We start from the raw sequence: 16,195 nt of genomic DNA, 5'->3' as shown, positions 1-16,195 counted from the left end.
ACTCCTGATACCCCGCGACAGCCCAGCCGGGCTAGCTTGAATTGACAACCACCGAAAATCCGGCAAGTCCGGTTTGCGCTGTCTCTCGGGTATCAGGAGTGGAAATATTTATCTCATCGAAAGATTTTCAAAACGTTGAATGTTATAAGTATCGTAAAATTTCAATATACTCTACTTAATTGATAGGCAAAGTAATGATATTGTTTTGATACTAACAAGGAGATTCAGAAAATAATTATTTTGTCTATCAAACTATACCAGGCACAAAGGATACAACAATCTCTTTTTCTGCTCCTTGTGGTTTGATACCATGCTAAAATTTCGGATCAATAAATTCCCATTCTTTTACAGTGGCATTCAAATGTTCCTTTCTCACGATATCATCCAGCCTGGAAATAATTTCGGGATGTTTTGACGCGATATCCAGCGTTTCTTTTTCATCAGCGATCATATCATACAATTCCCAGGAGGCATTTTTGTTATTCTTCACATCACTTTTGACCGCTTTAAACTTTTCGAAACGGATCGCAATCTGGCCTGACTTTTCACCATATTCAAAGTACAGGTATTCTCTTGCTTTGGGTTTTCCTTTTCCGGTGAAAACAGGCAGCAGCGAAATTCCGTCCGAAACCGGTGCGGGCAAGCCTGCGATATCCGAGAAGGTAGCAAACATATCAAACTGCGCAGACACAAAGTCTGTTGTTGTACCGGCTTTAATTTTCCCTGGCCATCGGGCAATGAAGGGCTCGCGGATCCCGCCTTCATAAATATCCATTTTCAGCCCGCGCAACCCGGCTACACTGTTGAAAAAACCAGCATCCACCCCTCCATTAAACGTTGCGCCGTTATCACTTGAAAACATGATGATGGTATTTTCATCCAGTCCGAGCGCCTTAATCTGCTGCATGATCTTGCCTACCTGCTTGTCCAGATATGTAATCATGGCTGCATAAGTGGAAAGCGGATATTTTACCGATGCATAATTCTTTGTCCCATAGTAGGGTTTTTCGTCAAACTTGCCAATGTATTCCTTCACCGCCTCATCCGGCACTTGCAGCGAAACATGCGGGATCGTCATCGGGAGATATAGAAAAAATGACTCTTTCTGATGATCAGCAATGAATTTTTGCGCTTTGTCGGCAATTTTAGCAATTGCATAATCTTTGCCTTTGAAGTAATTAAACGCACTGTCCGGGGCATCCGGGGATAATTTTCTATGCACATCGATCACCGGGTTATTCAGTTGATCCCGCTTGCCGTTTTCCCATAAATGCGTCGGATAATAGTTGTGGGCCTGTTTCTGGTCCAGGTAGCCGTAGAAATAATCAAATCCCTGTTTGTTTGGATCTCCTGTCGTGTTATTCATGCCAAGGCCCCACTTCCCAAAAGCACCGGTTACATAACCTGCGTTTTTCAGGATTTTGGCAATGGTGACGGTCCCTTCCGGCAAGGGCATTTGTCCACCTTCCTTATCGTCCGAAAAACCACCCATTTCATAATTCCCCCGAATAAAGGAATGGCCACCATGACGGCCCGTCAATAACATACAGCGGGCGGGTGCGCAAACGGGTGTACTCGTATAATGTTTGGTGAAACGTATCCCCTCTCCGGCCAGCTTATCCAGATTGGGCGTTTTGATTTTCTTTTGTCCGTAACATCCCAATTCACCGTACCCCATATCATCGGCATAGATGTAAATGATATTGGGTTTTCGGAACTGCTTTTGAGCAAAAACTGCGTTTGAGGTCGGCAGCTGTAAGGATAAACAAAAAACGAAAGAGGTTATTTTAAGATATTTCATGGGTTCAGGTTTTTGGTGTTAAAAAAGAGAAGTCAAGACTGGGTGTCCCCGTTTTAAAAAAGAGAAGTCAAGTTTTGAAAACTTGACTTCTCTATCAATTATTCACGCTATCAATCACTCATACTTCATATCAGCCGGTTTTGTTACTTATCCAGCTTGCCGACCGGCCTTACATTTTTCCCGGTACGTTTCTGTAAATCGTCCCCCAAATCTTCTCTCGCCGCCTCAGCTATCTTTTCAAGTTCGGCTACAATTTCAGGATTTTGCTCATACACGTTGTAACGCTCACCCGGATCACGGCCCAGGTTATAAAGTGCTCCCGGAAAATCATGATTTTCCGGTGCCGGACCCGGCTGACCATTTTTACCCGGCAGCGATCCTTCATATGTACGTCCCGGATGCGCAAAAACCAGCTTCCAGTCGTGTTTCCTCACCGCTTCAAGGCTGTTTTTCCGGTAATAATAAAGGAAGTTTTCACGCGGCGTTTGTGTATCGTCGCCTTTCAGCAATGCGGCAAACTCAATACCGTCAATTTTTTCCTTCGGAGATTTCGCTCCGGTCAATTTCACCAACGTCGGAAGAATATCAATATTGGACAATAACTTGTTCGAAACCCGGCCTGCCGGTACAACACCCGGCCAGCGAATAATTGCCGGAACGCGCTGCCCGCCTTCAAATGAAGTTCCTTTTCCTTCTCTGAAACCACCCGAAGAACCCGCATGATCGCCATAGTTCAGCCATGGACCGTTATCACTTGTAAAAATGACGATGGTGTTATCATCCAGCCCCTGCGCTTTCAGTTCTTTCATGATCTGCCCAACCGACCAGTCAAGTTCGGTCAACACATCACCAAAAATTCCACGGTCACTCTTTCCTTTAAACTTGTCTGTGGCAGCCAAGGGTACGTGCGGCATCGGGTGCGGAACATACAGAAAAAATGGTTTCTTCTTGTTTTTTCTGATAAAAGAAACGGCATGTTCGGTCACTGTCGGCGTGATCAGACTTGCATCGTCAAGGTTTTTGATTTCCTTCACCTGCTTGCTGCCTTCAATCCAGAAAAGTGGCGGATATTTCGCCTGAGCCTGCCACGGATGCAGCGGCCACATATCGTGTGAATACGGTACGCCGTAATATTCATCAAAACCCTGCTGCAACGGCAAAAATATAGAATCACTGCCGAGGTGCCATTTGCCAAAAATACCGGTTGTATATCCATTGGCCTTTAACAGATCAGCGATGGTTTCTTCTTTCGGATGAAGTCCAATGCCTTGTTTTGGTCCAAATGCACCGGAAACCCCAACGCGGTTTGGATAACAACCTGTCAGCAAAGCAGCACGTGACGCACTACACACCGCCTGAGCCGCCATGAAGTTCGTGAAACGTGTTCCTTCGGCAGCCATTTTATCAATATTCGGTGTTTTATAACCTAATGCTCCATTGACGGACAGGTCGCCGTACCCCATGTCATCGATAAAAAATAAAACAATATTGGGTGTTTTGGAAGCTGGTTTTGGCGCCATGGCTACCATAAACAACGTAAGGCATAATCCAAAACCCGACAAAAAAACGAGTTTCAACTTTTTAATTTTCAACATACTACCAACCAGGATTTTGTGTTAACGATGGATTTAGATCTCTTTCCTTTTGCGGAACCGGCCAAAGGTAATGACGATTTACATCAAATACCTTGTTCACGGCAACGACCTGAACGGTCACCAAAGCGCCGCTTGCATCTTTGTATGTGATCCCGTAAACAGGTCCCGGAATCACTTTTTCAGCCGTTTTCCAACGACGGATATCAAACAAATGCTGACCTTCGAAAGCCAGTTCAACAGTTCTTTCGCGGCGAACAATTTCTCTCAGTTCTGACTGCGAAGTAATCGTTATAGAAGGTTGTTTCACGTCTGTTCTGCCATTTCTTACGGTATTGATCGCAGCCAGCACACTCGCATCAGCCTGTCCCAATTCGATTTTTGCTTCGGCATAAGTCAGCAAAATCTCTGCGTAACGAAGCAAAATGATATTGATTCCGCTATTGTTTGGATTGGCAAAATCGTCGGCAAGAATATATTTTTTGATGTTGAATCCGGTTGTTGAAGCGATATAAGTGCTGCCGATTGCATCCGCGGTTCCGCTATTGGGCTGCGGTTTGAAAACATTTCCCCCCGGCAGAATATCCCCTTCCAAAAACACAGAATATTTCAGACGACTATCCCTGTTGGCATACGGCGTTGCGGGATTGTAGCCGCTGCCCGCGTCCGTAATTTTCTTTCCGTCCAACGTTTCATACGTATCCACCAATGCTTTGGTCGGGACGTAACTGCTGTTGCTGTTTTTCTGGCTGTAAGGTCCCAGAAGCTGGAAAATGTCAATTTTATATGTATCCTTAATGAACTGTCTGTCCAGCAAAACCTCCTTGCTGTTCTCAGCCGCGTAGCTGAACAGTTTCTCATAAGACTCATACACGCCATAGATACCAAGCTTCATAACCTTGTCCGCTGCGTCAGCCGCTTTCTGGTAACGCCCCGCATAAAGGTTTGCCCTTGCCAGCAAACCCAAAGCAGCGCCCTGCGTAATGCGACCTTTGTCCGTTGCCGGGTAAGTGGTCGGAAGCAACGCAGACGCTTCGGTAAGCTCCTTATCGATAAAATCCCAGATTTCGGCAACCGGCGTCCTTTTTAATACCCTGCCTTCATCAATGGTGATCGATGAAGTTACCAGGGGTACATCGCCGTAAAAACCGGCCAGTTTGATGTACTGGTAAGCACGTAACGTTTTCGCTTCACCTTTCAGCTGGTTAATCAGCGACGTATTGGTGGTAGTCACCTTATCCACATTTTCCAGAAAATAACTGGTGGCGCGAATACCCCGGTAAGCTCTTTTCCATTCACCATAAATCTTCGAACTCGTGCCGTCATAAGCACCAAGTTCAATATAGGCCTGCACATCGAAATTCTGATTCGTGTGTGCAATGTCCGTCAGGGCATCCCAGGTTACTATATTGGTACTGTCGAGGTCCGTATACAGGCCGTTCACGGCAAGTTTGGCATCCGTTTCCGTGCGCCAGAACACGTCAACCGACAAACGGTCATTCGGAACCGTTTCCAACAGATCACTGTCGCAGGAAACCAGGGCGCCTGCTGAAAGGGCTGCCAGGGACAAAATCAGACTTTTTAATTTATATTTTCTCATGTTCATTCAAGCTAATGGTAATGGATTCGATCAGAATTGGAGGTTCAAACCAGCTGTGTACAAAGCCGTTTGCGGATAATAAACCGCACGCCCTGACGGTGCTTCGGGATCCAGATTCCACTCGTTCAGTTTCGAGATCGTGAAAAGGTTTGTCGCCGATATGTACACGCGCACCCTGTTCAAATGGATTTTCTGGCTTAATGAAGTCGGCACATTATAAGCCAGCTGAACATTTTTAAGACGCAGGTAAGAACCGTTCAACACCAACCGGTCGGAAGTCGCTACGTTACGCAAATCGTATTTCACCGGACGTGGGAAACGGGCATCCGTGTGCTCCGGCGTCCAGTAATTATTGGTATAAATCTCATGTGTAAAACCTTCCTGGTTACCCATTTCGGCCAATGCACCGGCAAGTCTTGAATCTACTTTTGCCGCCCCCTGAAAAAGGATTGTCAGGTCGAAATTCTTGTAAGAGAAATCTGCATTCACCCCGAACGTGTATTTTGGGAAAGAATTTCCGATGTTGGTCATATCGTTGGCATCAATTTTACCATCGCGGTTCAGGTCAACATACTTAACGTCACCGGGTTTCGTATTGGCTGCATACGTAGCCCCATACTCTGTAATTTCCTGTTGCGTCTGAAACAACCCATCCGTTTTGTACCCCCAAAGCGTGTTGATCGGCAGGCCTTTTTTGATGATATAACGCGGATCAATGTCAGAACCGGTGATGTAGGGTCCCGTGCCTTTCAGGTCCGTTACCAAATTCTGGTTAATGCTCAAATTACCACCGACACCATAACGAAAGCCCGAAGCTGTTGGTGTTCCCCGGTAATTCAAGCTGAATTCCCAACCTTTGTTTTGCACCGAACCTGCATTTTGCGGAGGCGCCGTAAGACCGATTGTCGCAGGAATATCCAGGTTTAAGAGGATGTTATCCGTTTGCTTGTTGTAGTAATCAACAGTCAGATTTAACTTCTTGTGAAAAAATGCTGCGTCCAGACCTAAATCCAGCTGTGTAGTCGACTCCCATCCAAGGTTTGTATTGGCAAGCGTATTCTGACGGTATCCCTGCACAGCCGTTCCACCAAAGCTGTATCCGTTTGCAGTCAAAGCCGCGTAATAACTGTACAAATCAACCGACTGATTTCCCGTCTTACCCCATGATCCACGGAATTTCAGGTCGTTAACCGTTGTTTCAAGTCCCTCCCAGAATTTTTCTTTTGAGATTCTCCATCCGGCAGAAAATGAAGGGAAAAAGCTGTATTGTTTCGAGCCGGTAAATTTGGACGAACCGTCATAACGACCGTTTACTTCAACCAGGTATTTTCCGTTGTAGTCATAGTTTAGCCTTCCGAAAAACGATCTTAGGCCATAAACGGCATCACGTCCTGAATTACTTTTCGTTCCGTCATTAGCTCCCTGACCGATTGACCCAATATCATTGTTGTAAAAACGCTCGCGGTAAGCCGTTAAAAAAGTCTGGGTATTGCCAATTTGTGAATAACCGACCAGCGCTTTCAGATTGTGGCTTCCAAACGTTTTTTCATACGTCAGCAAATTATTCAGGGTATACTCACGGAGTGTATTCCGGATTTCGTACAAACTGTTGTTGGCGATCGTCTTGGTAATGTTGGTATTCTTATCGGTATTGATATAGGAATTCGTGTAATTTTTTTGCTGGGTGAAAAGACCTCTGCCCGCGATCTGAGTAGAGAAAGTCAACCCTTCGGCAATTTCAAATTCACCTTTTACATAACCCGCCAGATAATCCGTCCGTTGTTTCGATTGTCCACCGATTTCGATAAACATCAGCGGATTATTTCCCTGGGTGCTCAAACCGTAAGTGCCGTCCGGATATTTAGGAACTGCCCACAAGGATCCATGGAAGAAGTTATTTAGGGGTGAAACAACCGTCCCGACCGAAGCATCCGTGTTAGTAGTCGGGTTTTCGGTCACATTGTAGCGATAGTTGATATCAGCACTGACGCGGATTCTCTTCGAAACTTCATAGTCAGAGTTCAATCTGAATTCCCCGATTTTGTTACCAAAGTTTTTAATAACCCCATCCTGATCCTGATAACGAATACTCAAACGCGTACGCAACACATCATTTCCGCCAGCGATCGACAAGCTGTGATTTTGCTGAGGTGCAGCACGCAGCAAAGTTTCAAACCAGGTATTGGGCAAGGGATATTTTTCGCGGTCCGTCGCATTTACATATGCCTGAATCGATTCTTCTGTAAAACGGGCCGGAACAGCCGATCCCGCATTGGTATAAGCAGCCACCTGCTCACGCATGTAAGCTTCCAATCCCATCATTTTCGGAACATTATTCGATTTTTGAATCGCGTAATAACCGTGGTAATCAACCTGAATTTTACTTCCCTTAGCTCTTTTCGTCGTGATCAAAACAACACCGTTCGTTGCTCTGGAACCGTAAATGGCTGTTGAAGCAGCGTCTTTCAAAATGGAAACAGATTCAATATCATCCGGGTTAATGTCGCTCAGCTGCTGTTCGATTCCATCCACAATAACCAGTGCGTCATTTTTACCAAGGTCATAACCGCTGGTGCTGCTGCCGTTGATGTTAAAAGTCGTGATCCCGCGTACACGGATCGTGGCATTGGATTTTCCCGGAGCACCTCCCAAATCATTTACTGCCACACCGGGCATAAGTCCCTGAAAAGACTGCTGAATATTGGAAACCGGTCGGCGGGCTACGTCTTCACCCGTAATGGTCGAAACGGCATTGGTAAGACTGTTCCGCTTCTGCGTTCCATAACCAACTACGACCACCTCATCCAGCAAACTCTGGTCCGGTTTCAGCTGAACCGTAATATTGTCACGGCTTCCGATCGCAACTTCCTGCGCCTTATATCCTACAAACGAAAAAACAAGTGTGCCTTTTTCCGGGGCTCTGACCTGGAAATCACCGTTAACATCGGTTGAAGTTCCTACACGGCTGCTTTTCACCAGAACGTTCACACCTGGCAGCGACTCTCCTTTTTCATCCGTTACCTTTCCCTTTATAAGAATATCCTCTGCGGCCGGTTGTGCGGGCTCAATGACGCTGGCTTGTTTCACCGGCGCCGGTTTGGGAGCTTCCACCTTGATCAGCACATAACTACCTTCCACCTCATAATCCAGATGGTTTGGCTTCAGAATGCTGGTTAAAATTGACTTGACAGTCTGGTCCTTCGCATTGATAGAAACTTTTCCGGTCTTTTTCAGCACTTCGGCGGCATACATAAATTTGACTTTCGTTTGCGCAGACAGCTGATCCAGCGTCGCCGGTAGCGACTTGTTCCGCACCGAGAAAGTGGTTTTTTGTTCCAGGAGCTTCTGTGCCTGTGCCACGTCCGAAAACGCAACCGCGCTCCCGATGCTGGTTATCAACAGAAAAACTGCCGACAACTTTATTGCAAAGAGACTGGATCGTTTGGTAAACGATATTGATTTCATACGTTTTAAATTAAGTTTTAGTTACCTGTTGTTTTTGGTGTTCCGACATCAGCCTATCATGCCGAGCACAGTTATGGAGGATTGAGTTTTTTCATTTGCGGGTTAAATAGAAGTGCAGCCTGCACCGGTAATGTGGTAGATATCATTAACCTTTTTGATTTTTGCATCCATCAAACGGGTTAGCGCTTTGAGTGTAAGGTCAACCGGCTCGTTTCCGATCTGAGCATATACGTTGCAATTTTCCATGGCGGCATTCAGGCGGATGGTGATATCAAACTTCCGTTCCAAAACTCTGGCCACTTCCTTCATGGAGTTATTCCTGAAATTCAGCACACCGTTCTGCCAGGCAATCTCGTCCGCACTATCACATATGCCTTTTTCCAAAACACCCGTCGCAACCGTGTAGCTGGCCTTTTGTTGTGGCGTGAGCAAAACAGACCGGCCGGCGCCTTTTTCATTTGAATCCACAGCCACCTTACCCTCGACCACGGAAACTTCCATGAGGGCGTCCTGCCTGTAAGAGCGTATATTGAAACTTGTGCCCAGCACCTGTACATGAAGCTTTTCGGTCCGCACGATGAAAGGCTGTTTGGGACGTTTCGTTACCTGAAAATACCCTTCCCCTTCCAGCTGTACTTCCCGAATATCTCCCCTGAAAAGATTCGGATATTTCAGCTTGCTTCCGGCATTAAGTGTTACCAGAGTGCCATCGGCCAGCGTGATTTTGGATAATTTTCCGGCCGGAACCTGCAATTCGGTGTATTCAACCGGAGAGACGATATTCAGAATGCTGTTCCATTTTGAATAAAACAACCAGCCTATCCCGAGTGCCAGCACCACGGAAGCGGCCATCAGCAAGGTTCTGAACTGGATGTGACGGATCACTTTTTCTTCTCTGTCGTGCCGGATTTGGGAAGTGATCCTTTGAAAGATTTCATTTTCCAGCCTTGTTTCCTGTGACTCGGAAAGTTGAGGTACAGGTTCATTTTCAAACGCATCATCGTACGCTTTCAGAAATTCATTTTCCTCCTGCGTCGAACGGTTGTTCAAAAACTTTTTAATCAATGTCGTAAGTGACCGCTTGTTCATTTAACTATTAGTCTATATACTAACTAGTCAATCAAAAAGTGAAATCTCCTACGCGGGAAGTGAAAAAAGTTTTATTTTTTTTATATTGTTTCAAATGGTATTGAAAATCAATGAAATACACAGAAAATGTATTAGACATTTAGCAATAAGTTATTACGGTGCGTTGCAACGGGCTCTTTGTTACGGGTAATTGAGGTATGAATATTTGCAGGATAGTCAGATCGTGTTAGTCAGATGCAGCGCACCGTAATCATTGTAGCAATAAAATTCCCGGAATCAGATCGATCTAAATAAAAAAGCAAGAAGGAGGAAAAGCATGAATAACGCTTCCTTGATCGAATCAACAGCCTTGATCAGTTGGTTCTGGACTGTTTTCTGCGTGATGTTCAGTTTCTCGGCGATGTCGTGCGTGGAAAGTCCTTCCTCGTAACGCAGTTCAAAAACCTCACGTCTTTTCAGAGGCATTTTGTTTAAAATGACACCAAACCTTTCCTGCAATTCGGAGTATAATACATGCTGATCAGCACCCCCAAGTGACGTTTCAAAAGAAGCAAGATATTTGAAATACGTATCATTAACCTTTTCCCGCGCAATCAGGTTGTAGACCTGGTAACGCGCCGCAGTCTGTAAATAGGCTTTCAGATTATCGATGGCCAGGGTTTCACGCTGATCCCAGAGTTTGACAAAAATATCCTGAACGACATCCTTCGCCTGGTCTTCATCTCCAAGCCGTTTGTAGGCCGTGTCGTGAAGTAACTTCCAATACGTTTTGTAGATTTCAGCAAAAGCACATTCGTCGCTTTGTGATAAAGCGAAAAGTAGATGCTGCTCATGTTGATTCTGATCTGCCAACTTATTAAAAGGATTAGGCGGCAAATTTAATAATCTATTAATTATATAGGCTAAATAAATTAATAAAATTTATTTCAGCTGAAACACTTTAAAATTATCGATACGGTGTCTTGATTTTGTCGAACGGAAACCAAAATACCCCTCTGATAACGGATTCTTATCCTTATAAAAGAAATATTGCCTGCCATCTACCCAAAAGCCGGTAGCGCCATTTTCAACGACAATTCTGATTTTATAGGTATGGTTTGCCATAAGCAAATGTTCCTTATCGAGGTATTCCTGAATCAGAACACGCTCGCCATTTCCAGGATATTTCCTGAATCGGGTCGTGGTATTCGTATTGCCGCCCATTCCAATGTAGTACAAAGACAGGGAATCGTATTCTTCCAGCACACCTTTTCTGGTAAACAGATTTTTGTTTTTGGGATCGCTCGCCATCCAGAACTGGTTCAGGTCGGATAACCGGTCATTTTTTCCTCCGTCTACAACCACGGTCCAGTCGTATTCTATTTCAATATTTCCTTCGAGCTTCCTATTGAACCAAACCGTCACCCCACCCTGCGTATCCAGAACGAGTTTTCCATTCTGAACGGTTACGGACGAATTCGACAAAGGCGCAATTTCCGCTTTCCAGATTTCCGGATCCAATGCTTTTTCAAAAAAATCCGAATAAATCAACGTCTTATGCTGTGCCTTTACCCCGGCCGACAGCAAAACCATCAGGCCAATGGCCAGACCATTCCACTTTCCATTTAATAACCTTTTCATGCGTACTTTCTATTACTTTCCAACTCCGTTGACCTATCTTCCGTAAACCAGCTGAAGATATTGTTTCTGCAAAGATGAAAAATAAGCGAGTGACGCCACAATTAACAATATTAAAGAGGCAATAATCGTCGGATGGGGGTAATAGTAAAAGGTGGTGATGATCACCAGACAGCCCCTGACAAATTCAAGATAAAAAACCCAGCGGCGCTGTTCGAGAATGGCGCCACAGTTGATCAGCGTTATTAAGATGAATAGTGCCACCATGGTCTGGAGGAAGTTATCGGTCTGGTGTTCAAACAATAACAGAAAAAACAGTACGGTCACCATGACGATGAACTGACCCAGCACATAATGTCTGAATTTCTGAGAGCTCGTCCTTACCCTGTTTTTAGATAAAAATTTCTTTTCGACCAGGCCGCGTAATGCCGGATCAAAATCAGCAGGACTGCCAAAGATCATTTTTATTTTATTGACAAAACCCGTCTGATTTTTTACCGCATAACGAAGTTCAACCAGATAATGGAAATGCTGCCAAAGAAAACTGTAACTATCCAGCTGCTTGGTTAGGCCATAAACTGCCTCCTCTTTTTCTTCGGCGAAAGTCCCGAACAATTTGTCCCAAATGATAAACATATCGCCAAAATTCTTGTCCAGATATTGCTCATTACTCGCATGATGTACCCGATGATGCGAAGGCGTCACCAATATATATTCCAGAATCCCAAGTTTGCCAATCAGCTGCGTATGGGTAAAAAACGGATATAAACCGTGGATAATAAGCATGGTGGTGATCATCGGAGCGGGAAAACCGATCACCGGTAAAATGGCCCAGAAAGCCGTTCTGACCACCGACTGGAAAATCGTGATCCGCGTTCCGGCTGTGTAATTAAACTCTTCACTTTGATGATGCACCACATGAAACCCCCAGAACAAATTAACCTTATGCCCGAAGCGGTGATACCAATACCATAACAGGTCCGTTGCCAGCATCAGCGCAATCCAGAGCAAAATGCTGGGTTTTATATCAAAAATGGCAAAATGCTGATGGAGATAATCGTAAAAAAAATAAAATCCGCCGGCTGTAAACAAATCGATTAACCGCTCGGCCACACCCACATTCATATTGGCAAGTGAACTATTGAAATTAAAAACATTCTTCCCTAATCTTTTGGACATCACATATTCCAGTCCTATAAAAAAAAGGAAAACCGGAACGGCCAGTGCCATGTAATTGAGCGTCATAGGTTTAAATTTATGTGGAAGTGTTAATATTAGTTTATTAATATACTTATACGATAGATTTTATATGCAAATGTAAAAAGCAAAAAATGATATTCAATTTCTTTCTGATAAATCATTTTGGGTACATTCTCAGATTGTTACAAAAAATATCTTTTTTTGTTATTTAGAAAAGCCTCGTTACATTCGATATTATCTACTAATTATAAGCCGTGCTCCGGCCGATTGAAGGTTAATTTTAACTAAATGGAAAAAGATTCGACGTATTTTGGTGTGAAGGAAATTGCCCGCAGAGCCAACGTATCCATTGCGACGGTGGACAGGGTGATTCACAACCGCACCGGCGTTTCGGAAAAAACTCGAAAAAAAATCAATGAGATCATCAAGGAACTGGATTATCAGCCCAATATCCTCGCAAGCCGTCTCGCCTCAAAAAATATCATCATCCTGGCCATATTGATTCCGAGAGTTTCCGAGGAAACGGATTTCTGGGAGGCACCTTTACGTGGTATTCAGCGTGCAGAGGCAGAAATAAAGCAGTACGGTATCCAGACGATCAACTATTTCTTCGATCTGAACGATAAAGATTCCTTCATAAAACAGTCAAATCTGATCCTGGAAAAGGGCGTGAACGGCGTTTTGTTATCCCCGTCTTTTATCGAACAATCCATCCTTTTCACTCAGGAATGCCAAAAACGCAAGATCCCTTACGTTTTTATAGATTCCAATATTCCTGAGCAGCACAGCCTTTCCTATATCGGCCCTCACCTTTTCAAGAGTGGTTATGTGGGAGCAAAACTGCTGACCTACCGCGTTAAAAGCAATAACAAAGTACTGGTTGTCAATATTTCGAAGGAAATTGAAAACTATAATTATCTGCAAATCGAAGAAGGTTTCCGCACTTACTTCAAAGACAATCATATGGATAATGAAATTGTCCGGATTGACATGAAGGAAACGGACTATCTCTCGGTCGCCAGGCATATGACTTACGTTTTTCATATGCATAAAGATATTGAAGCCATTTTCGTGACCAATTCAAGGGTTTTCACGGTTGCGTCCTTTCTTCAGAACAGCCACCGAAAAAACATCTCATTAATAGGTTATGATTTTATAAAAGAAAACGTCCAGCATTTAAATACAGGCGTTATCGACTTCCTGATCTGCCATAAACCGGAAGAGCAGGCATACCGGGCGGTGATGGCTTTGTATCAAACCCTGGTCATAGGCAGTTCCGTCGAGAAAATCCAGTACATGCCAATAGACATCATCACCAAGGAAAACTACGAATTTTATCAGAATTAGGCTGATAGAATTAATTGAATGCTATTTATCGGTTTTTTAGTCAAAAGAAAGGCAATTGAATAGTTTCGACAGAATTTTTCATATATTTTTCAAAAAATCGTAGTATTTAAAATTTGTTTGTATATTTACGGGTACGTACCCGAAAGCAGTAAATTTCGAAGCTATTCCTAAACCCGTTACCATATTAATTGATGGATTCTTACAACAGAAGATTATTCATTAAAGCGGCCGTTGTATCAGGTGTAGGTCTGCACCTGATGGATGGATTACCTGCCCTGGCCCGTCAGTCCGATGGAAAAAGAGTCGGCATCATCGGGCTGGACACTTCCCACAGCGTAGCCTTTACGAAAGCACTGAACGCCGTTGCGCCGGGCGCCGCCGCGCCGGATCCGGTTTACGATGGCTACAAAGTCGTAGCCGCTTACCCGCATGGAAGCAAAGACATTGAGTCCAGCGTGAAAAGAATTCCGGGTTATACTGAAGAGGTAAAAAAACTCGGCGTTGAAATAACCGGTTCGATTAAAGAGCTGCTGTCAAAAGTGGATGTGGTTTTGCTGGAAACCAACGACGGACGCCTGCACCTGGAACAAGCACTGGAAGTCCTGAAAGCTGGTAAAAGGATGTTTATCGACAAGCCAGTCGCCGGAACTTTGTCCGACGCCATTGCGATTTATGAAGCTGCCAAAAAATATAACATTCCCGTTTTTTCAGCCTCTTCGTTACGATATATCAAGGGACTGGAAAACATCGACAAAGCGAAAGTGGTCGGTGCCGATACGTTCAGTCCGGCGGTGCTGGAAAAGACGCATCCTGATTTTTTCTGGTACGGCATCCACGGTGTGGAAACATTGTATACCGTGATGGGAACAGGCTGTAAAAGCGTTACAAGGGTTAACACACCTGATACCGATATCGTTGTGGGTATCTGGGGGGACGGAAGGACCGGTACTTTTCGGGGTACACGGACTGGCAAACACGACTACGGCGGAACCGTTTTTACGAAGGACGGAAATAAAGTATTGGGGCCTTACGCCGGATATGAACCGCTTTTGGCAGATATTATCAAATATTTCAAAACCGGACAAGTTCCTGTGACACCCGAAGAAACCATTGAAATTTTTGCCTTTATGGAAGCTGCCGACGAAAGCAAGCGCCAGGGCGGAAAAACTGTTACGCTGGAAAGTGTAATGGCAAAAGCGAAGAAAAAATAACACAACCTCCTATTCTATTTTCCATTCATAAATAACGGACTTTGGAAAACACCCAAAATTTCGTGCTCCGGTGGCTTAAGTCACTGGGGCCTGGCCTGATCACCGCAGCACTGGTGTTTGGCCCAAGCAAGCTTACCATCACCTCCAAGCTGGGCGCCGTTTACGGTTATTCGCTGCTCTGGGTTGTCATCGTGGCTATTTTCTTTATGGCTGTTTTTGTGTCGATGTCGACGCGGATTGGCATCGCAACCAATCAGTCCCTGCTGGCATCGGTAAAACAGAAATATGGAAAACCTGCCTCCGTTGCCATGGGAATCGGCGTTTTTCTGGTCACAACCTCCTTTCAGGCGGGCAATTCCATTGGTGTCGGTATCGCAGCAGGAGAGCTCTTCAAAACCTCACCCGTTCCCTGGATTATCTTTTTCAACCTCTTTGGCATCAGCCTGCTTTTCTTCCGCAGCTTTTATAAAGTACTGGAAAGCACAATGATATTGCTGATCTTTGTGAAGTTATTTTCGTTCTTCACCACCCTGTTTTATGCAAAACCGGATGTCGTAGAAATAGCAAAAGGATACGTCACTCCGACTTTCCCAGTAGGTTCACAGGGGCTGATCATCGCTTTTATAGCATCCTGCTTCTCCATTGTCGGTGCGTTATATCAATCTTATCTGATCCAGGAACGGATCCGTATCAATCCTGAACTGAGAAACAGTAAGAACGACAGCATCACCGGCATTATCCTGCTGGGTTTCATGTGCAGCATTGTTATCATCTGTGCGGCAGCCGTTTTGCATCCGAAAGGCATTCCGGTAAACTCCGCAACCGATATGGCCAAAGCCCTTGAACCCATATTTGGAAGCAACGCTTCCACCGTTTTCCTGATCGGTTTGTTTGGTGCAGCATTTTCGTCCCTAATTGGAAACGCCTCCGTTGGCGGGACTTTATTGGGTGATGCGTTGGGTTTCGGGAGCAATTTTAACTCAAAACCAGTTCGTTATCTCGTTGCCACGGTAATGGTTATCGGCGCCAGTATTGCCATCAAATTTGGTAAATTACCCCTTGAACTTATCGTTTTTGCCCAAAGTGTCACAATCCTGATCGTACCATTTATCGGGATTGCCATGTATACCGTAGGGAATGATAAAAAAATCATGGGAGATAAAGTCAACAGTAACACGGTGAAGTTTTTCGGCGGACTCGGGTTGTTCATTATCATCACACTCGCCATTATTAATTGCAGGGAATTATTTAATAATCCTCTTTTCCATTAAAA

The 16,195-nt window shown here is 44.6% G+C and carries 11 protein-coding genes; 3 read left to right on the top strand and 8 right to left on the bottom strand.

From position 1 onward, the window contains the following. Positions 1-313: 313 nt before the first annotated feature. The 8 genes from M1L62_RS25410 to M1L62_RS25375 form a co-directional block, all read right to left on the bottom strand. Positions 314-1,801 (bottom strand): arylsulfatase, encoded by a 1,488-nt coding sequence (locus tag M1L62_RS25410; RefSeq protein WP_254562459.1) that lies wholly within the window; start codon positions 1,799-1,801, stop codon positions 314-316. A gap of 143 nt (positions 1,802-1,944) precedes the next feature. After that, the gene (locus M1L62_RS25405) at positions 1,945-3,396 is read right to left on the bottom strand and encodes a sulfatase family protein (RefSeq protein WP_254562458.1); all 1,452 of its coding nucleotides are present in this window, start codon (positions 3,394-3,396) and stop codon (positions 1,945-1,947) included. A gap of 1 nt (position 3,397) precedes the next feature. Next, on the bottom strand, positions 3,398-4,993 hold the full coding sequence (locus tag M1L62_RS25400) for a RagB/SusD family nutrient uptake outer membrane protein (protein WP_254562457.1): 1,596 nt from the start codon (positions 4,991-4,993) through the stop codon (positions 3,398-3,400). 30 nt (positions 4,994-5,023) lie between these two features. Then, complete coding sequence (locus M1L62_RS25395) at positions 5,024-8,458, bottom strand: TonB-dependent receptor (protein WP_254562456.1); 3,435 nt, start codon at positions 8,456-8,458, stop codon at positions 5,024-5,026. A 102-nt stretch (positions 8,459-8,560) separates the two neighbouring features. Beyond that, a complete protein-coding gene (locus M1L62_RS25390; protein ID WP_254562455.1) occupies positions 8,561-9,547 on the bottom strand; it encodes a FecR family protein in 987 nt (328 codons plus the stop codon). Positions 9,548-9,823: 276 nt separating this feature from the next. Beyond that, positions 9,824-10,399 carry an RNA polymerase sigma factor gene (locus M1L62_RS25385; RefSeq protein ID WP_254562454.1) on the bottom strand — a complete coding sequence of 192 codons (576 nt, stop codon included), beginning with the start codon at positions 10,397-10,399 and terminating at the stop codon, positions 9,824-9,826. A 69-nt stretch (positions 10,400-10,468) separates the two neighbouring features. Further along, entirely contained in the window at positions 10,469-11,167 is a 699-nt protein-coding gene (locus M1L62_RS25380; protein ID WP_254562453.1) for a DUF6250 domain-containing protein, read from the bottom strand. Between the two features lie 33 nt (positions 11,168-11,200). After that, complete coding sequence (locus M1L62_RS25375) at positions 11,201-12,409, bottom strand: sterol desaturase family protein (protein ID WP_254562452.1); 1,209 nt, start codon at positions 12,407-12,409, stop codon at positions 11,201-11,203. A gap of 243 nt (positions 12,410-12,652) precedes the next feature. Between M1L62_RS25375 and M1L62_RS25370 the strand changes: the two genes are divergently transcribed. From M1L62_RS25370 to M1L62_RS25360, 3 genes are all read left to right on the top strand, one after another. Then, positions 12,653-13,711, top strand: coding sequence for a LacI family DNA-binding transcriptional regulator (locus tag M1L62_RS25370; protein WP_254562451.1), 1,059 nt, complete (start codon positions 12,653-12,655; stop codon positions 13,709-13,711). Between the two features lie 191 nt (positions 13,712-13,902). Next, positions 13,903-14,922: a Gfo/Idh/MocA family protein gene (locus M1L62_RS25365; protein WP_254562450.1), complete on the top strand. Its 1,020-nt coding sequence runs from the start codon at positions 13,903-13,905 to the stop codon at positions 14,920-14,922. 41 nt (positions 14,923-14,963) lie between these two features. After that, positions 14,964-16,193 carry an Nramp family divalent metal transporter gene (locus M1L62_RS25360; protein WP_254562449.1) on the top strand — a complete coding sequence of 410 codons (1,230 nt, stop codon included), beginning with the start codon at positions 14,964-14,966 and terminating at the stop codon, positions 16,191-16,193. Positions 16,194-16,195: the final 2 nt, after the last annotated feature.

Origin of the sequence: Dyadobacter diqingensis (assembly GCF_024220585.1) — a bacterium.
GTDB lineage: Bacteria > Bacteroidota > Bacteroidia > Cytophagales > Spirosomataceae > Dyadobacter > Dyadobacter diqingensis.
This window is presented reverse-complemented; position numbering and strand designations above follow the sequence as displayed.

Coding starts and splice junctions, on each gene's coding strand:
- M1L62_RS25410 (WP_254562459.1), bottom strand. CDS start 1,801: ATGAAATATCTTAAAATAACCTCTTTCGTTTTTTGTTTATCCTTACAG.
- M1L62_RS25405 (WP_254562458.1), bottom strand. CDS start 3,396: ATGTTGAAAATTAAAAAGTTGAAACTCGTTTTTTTGTCGGGTTTTGGA.
- M1L62_RS25400 (WP_254562457.1), bottom strand. CDS start 4,993: ATGAGAAAATATAAATTAAAAAGTCTGATTTTGTCCCTGGCAGCCCTT.
- M1L62_RS25395 (WP_254562456.1), bottom strand. CDS start 8,458: ATGAAATCAATATCGTTTACCAAACGATCCAGTCTCTTTGCAATAAAG.
- M1L62_RS25390 (WP_254562455.1), bottom strand. CDS start 9,547: ATGAACAAGCGGTCACTTACGACATTGATTAAAAAGTTTTTGAACAAC.
- M1L62_RS25380 (WP_254562453.1), bottom strand. CDS start 11,167: ATGAAAAGGTTATTAAATGGAAAGTGGAATGGTCTGGCCATTGGCCTG.
- M1L62_RS25375 (WP_254562452.1), bottom strand. CDS start 12,409: ATGACGCTCAATTACATGGCACTGGCCGTTCCGGTTTTCCTTTTTTTT.
- M1L62_RS25370 (WP_254562451.1), top strand. CDS start 12,653: ATGGAAAAAGATTCGACGTATTTTGGTGTGAAGGAAATTGCCCGCAGA.
- M1L62_RS25365 (WP_254562450.1), top strand. CDS start 13,903: ATGGATTCTTACAACAGAAGATTATTCATTAAAGCGGCCGTTGTATCA.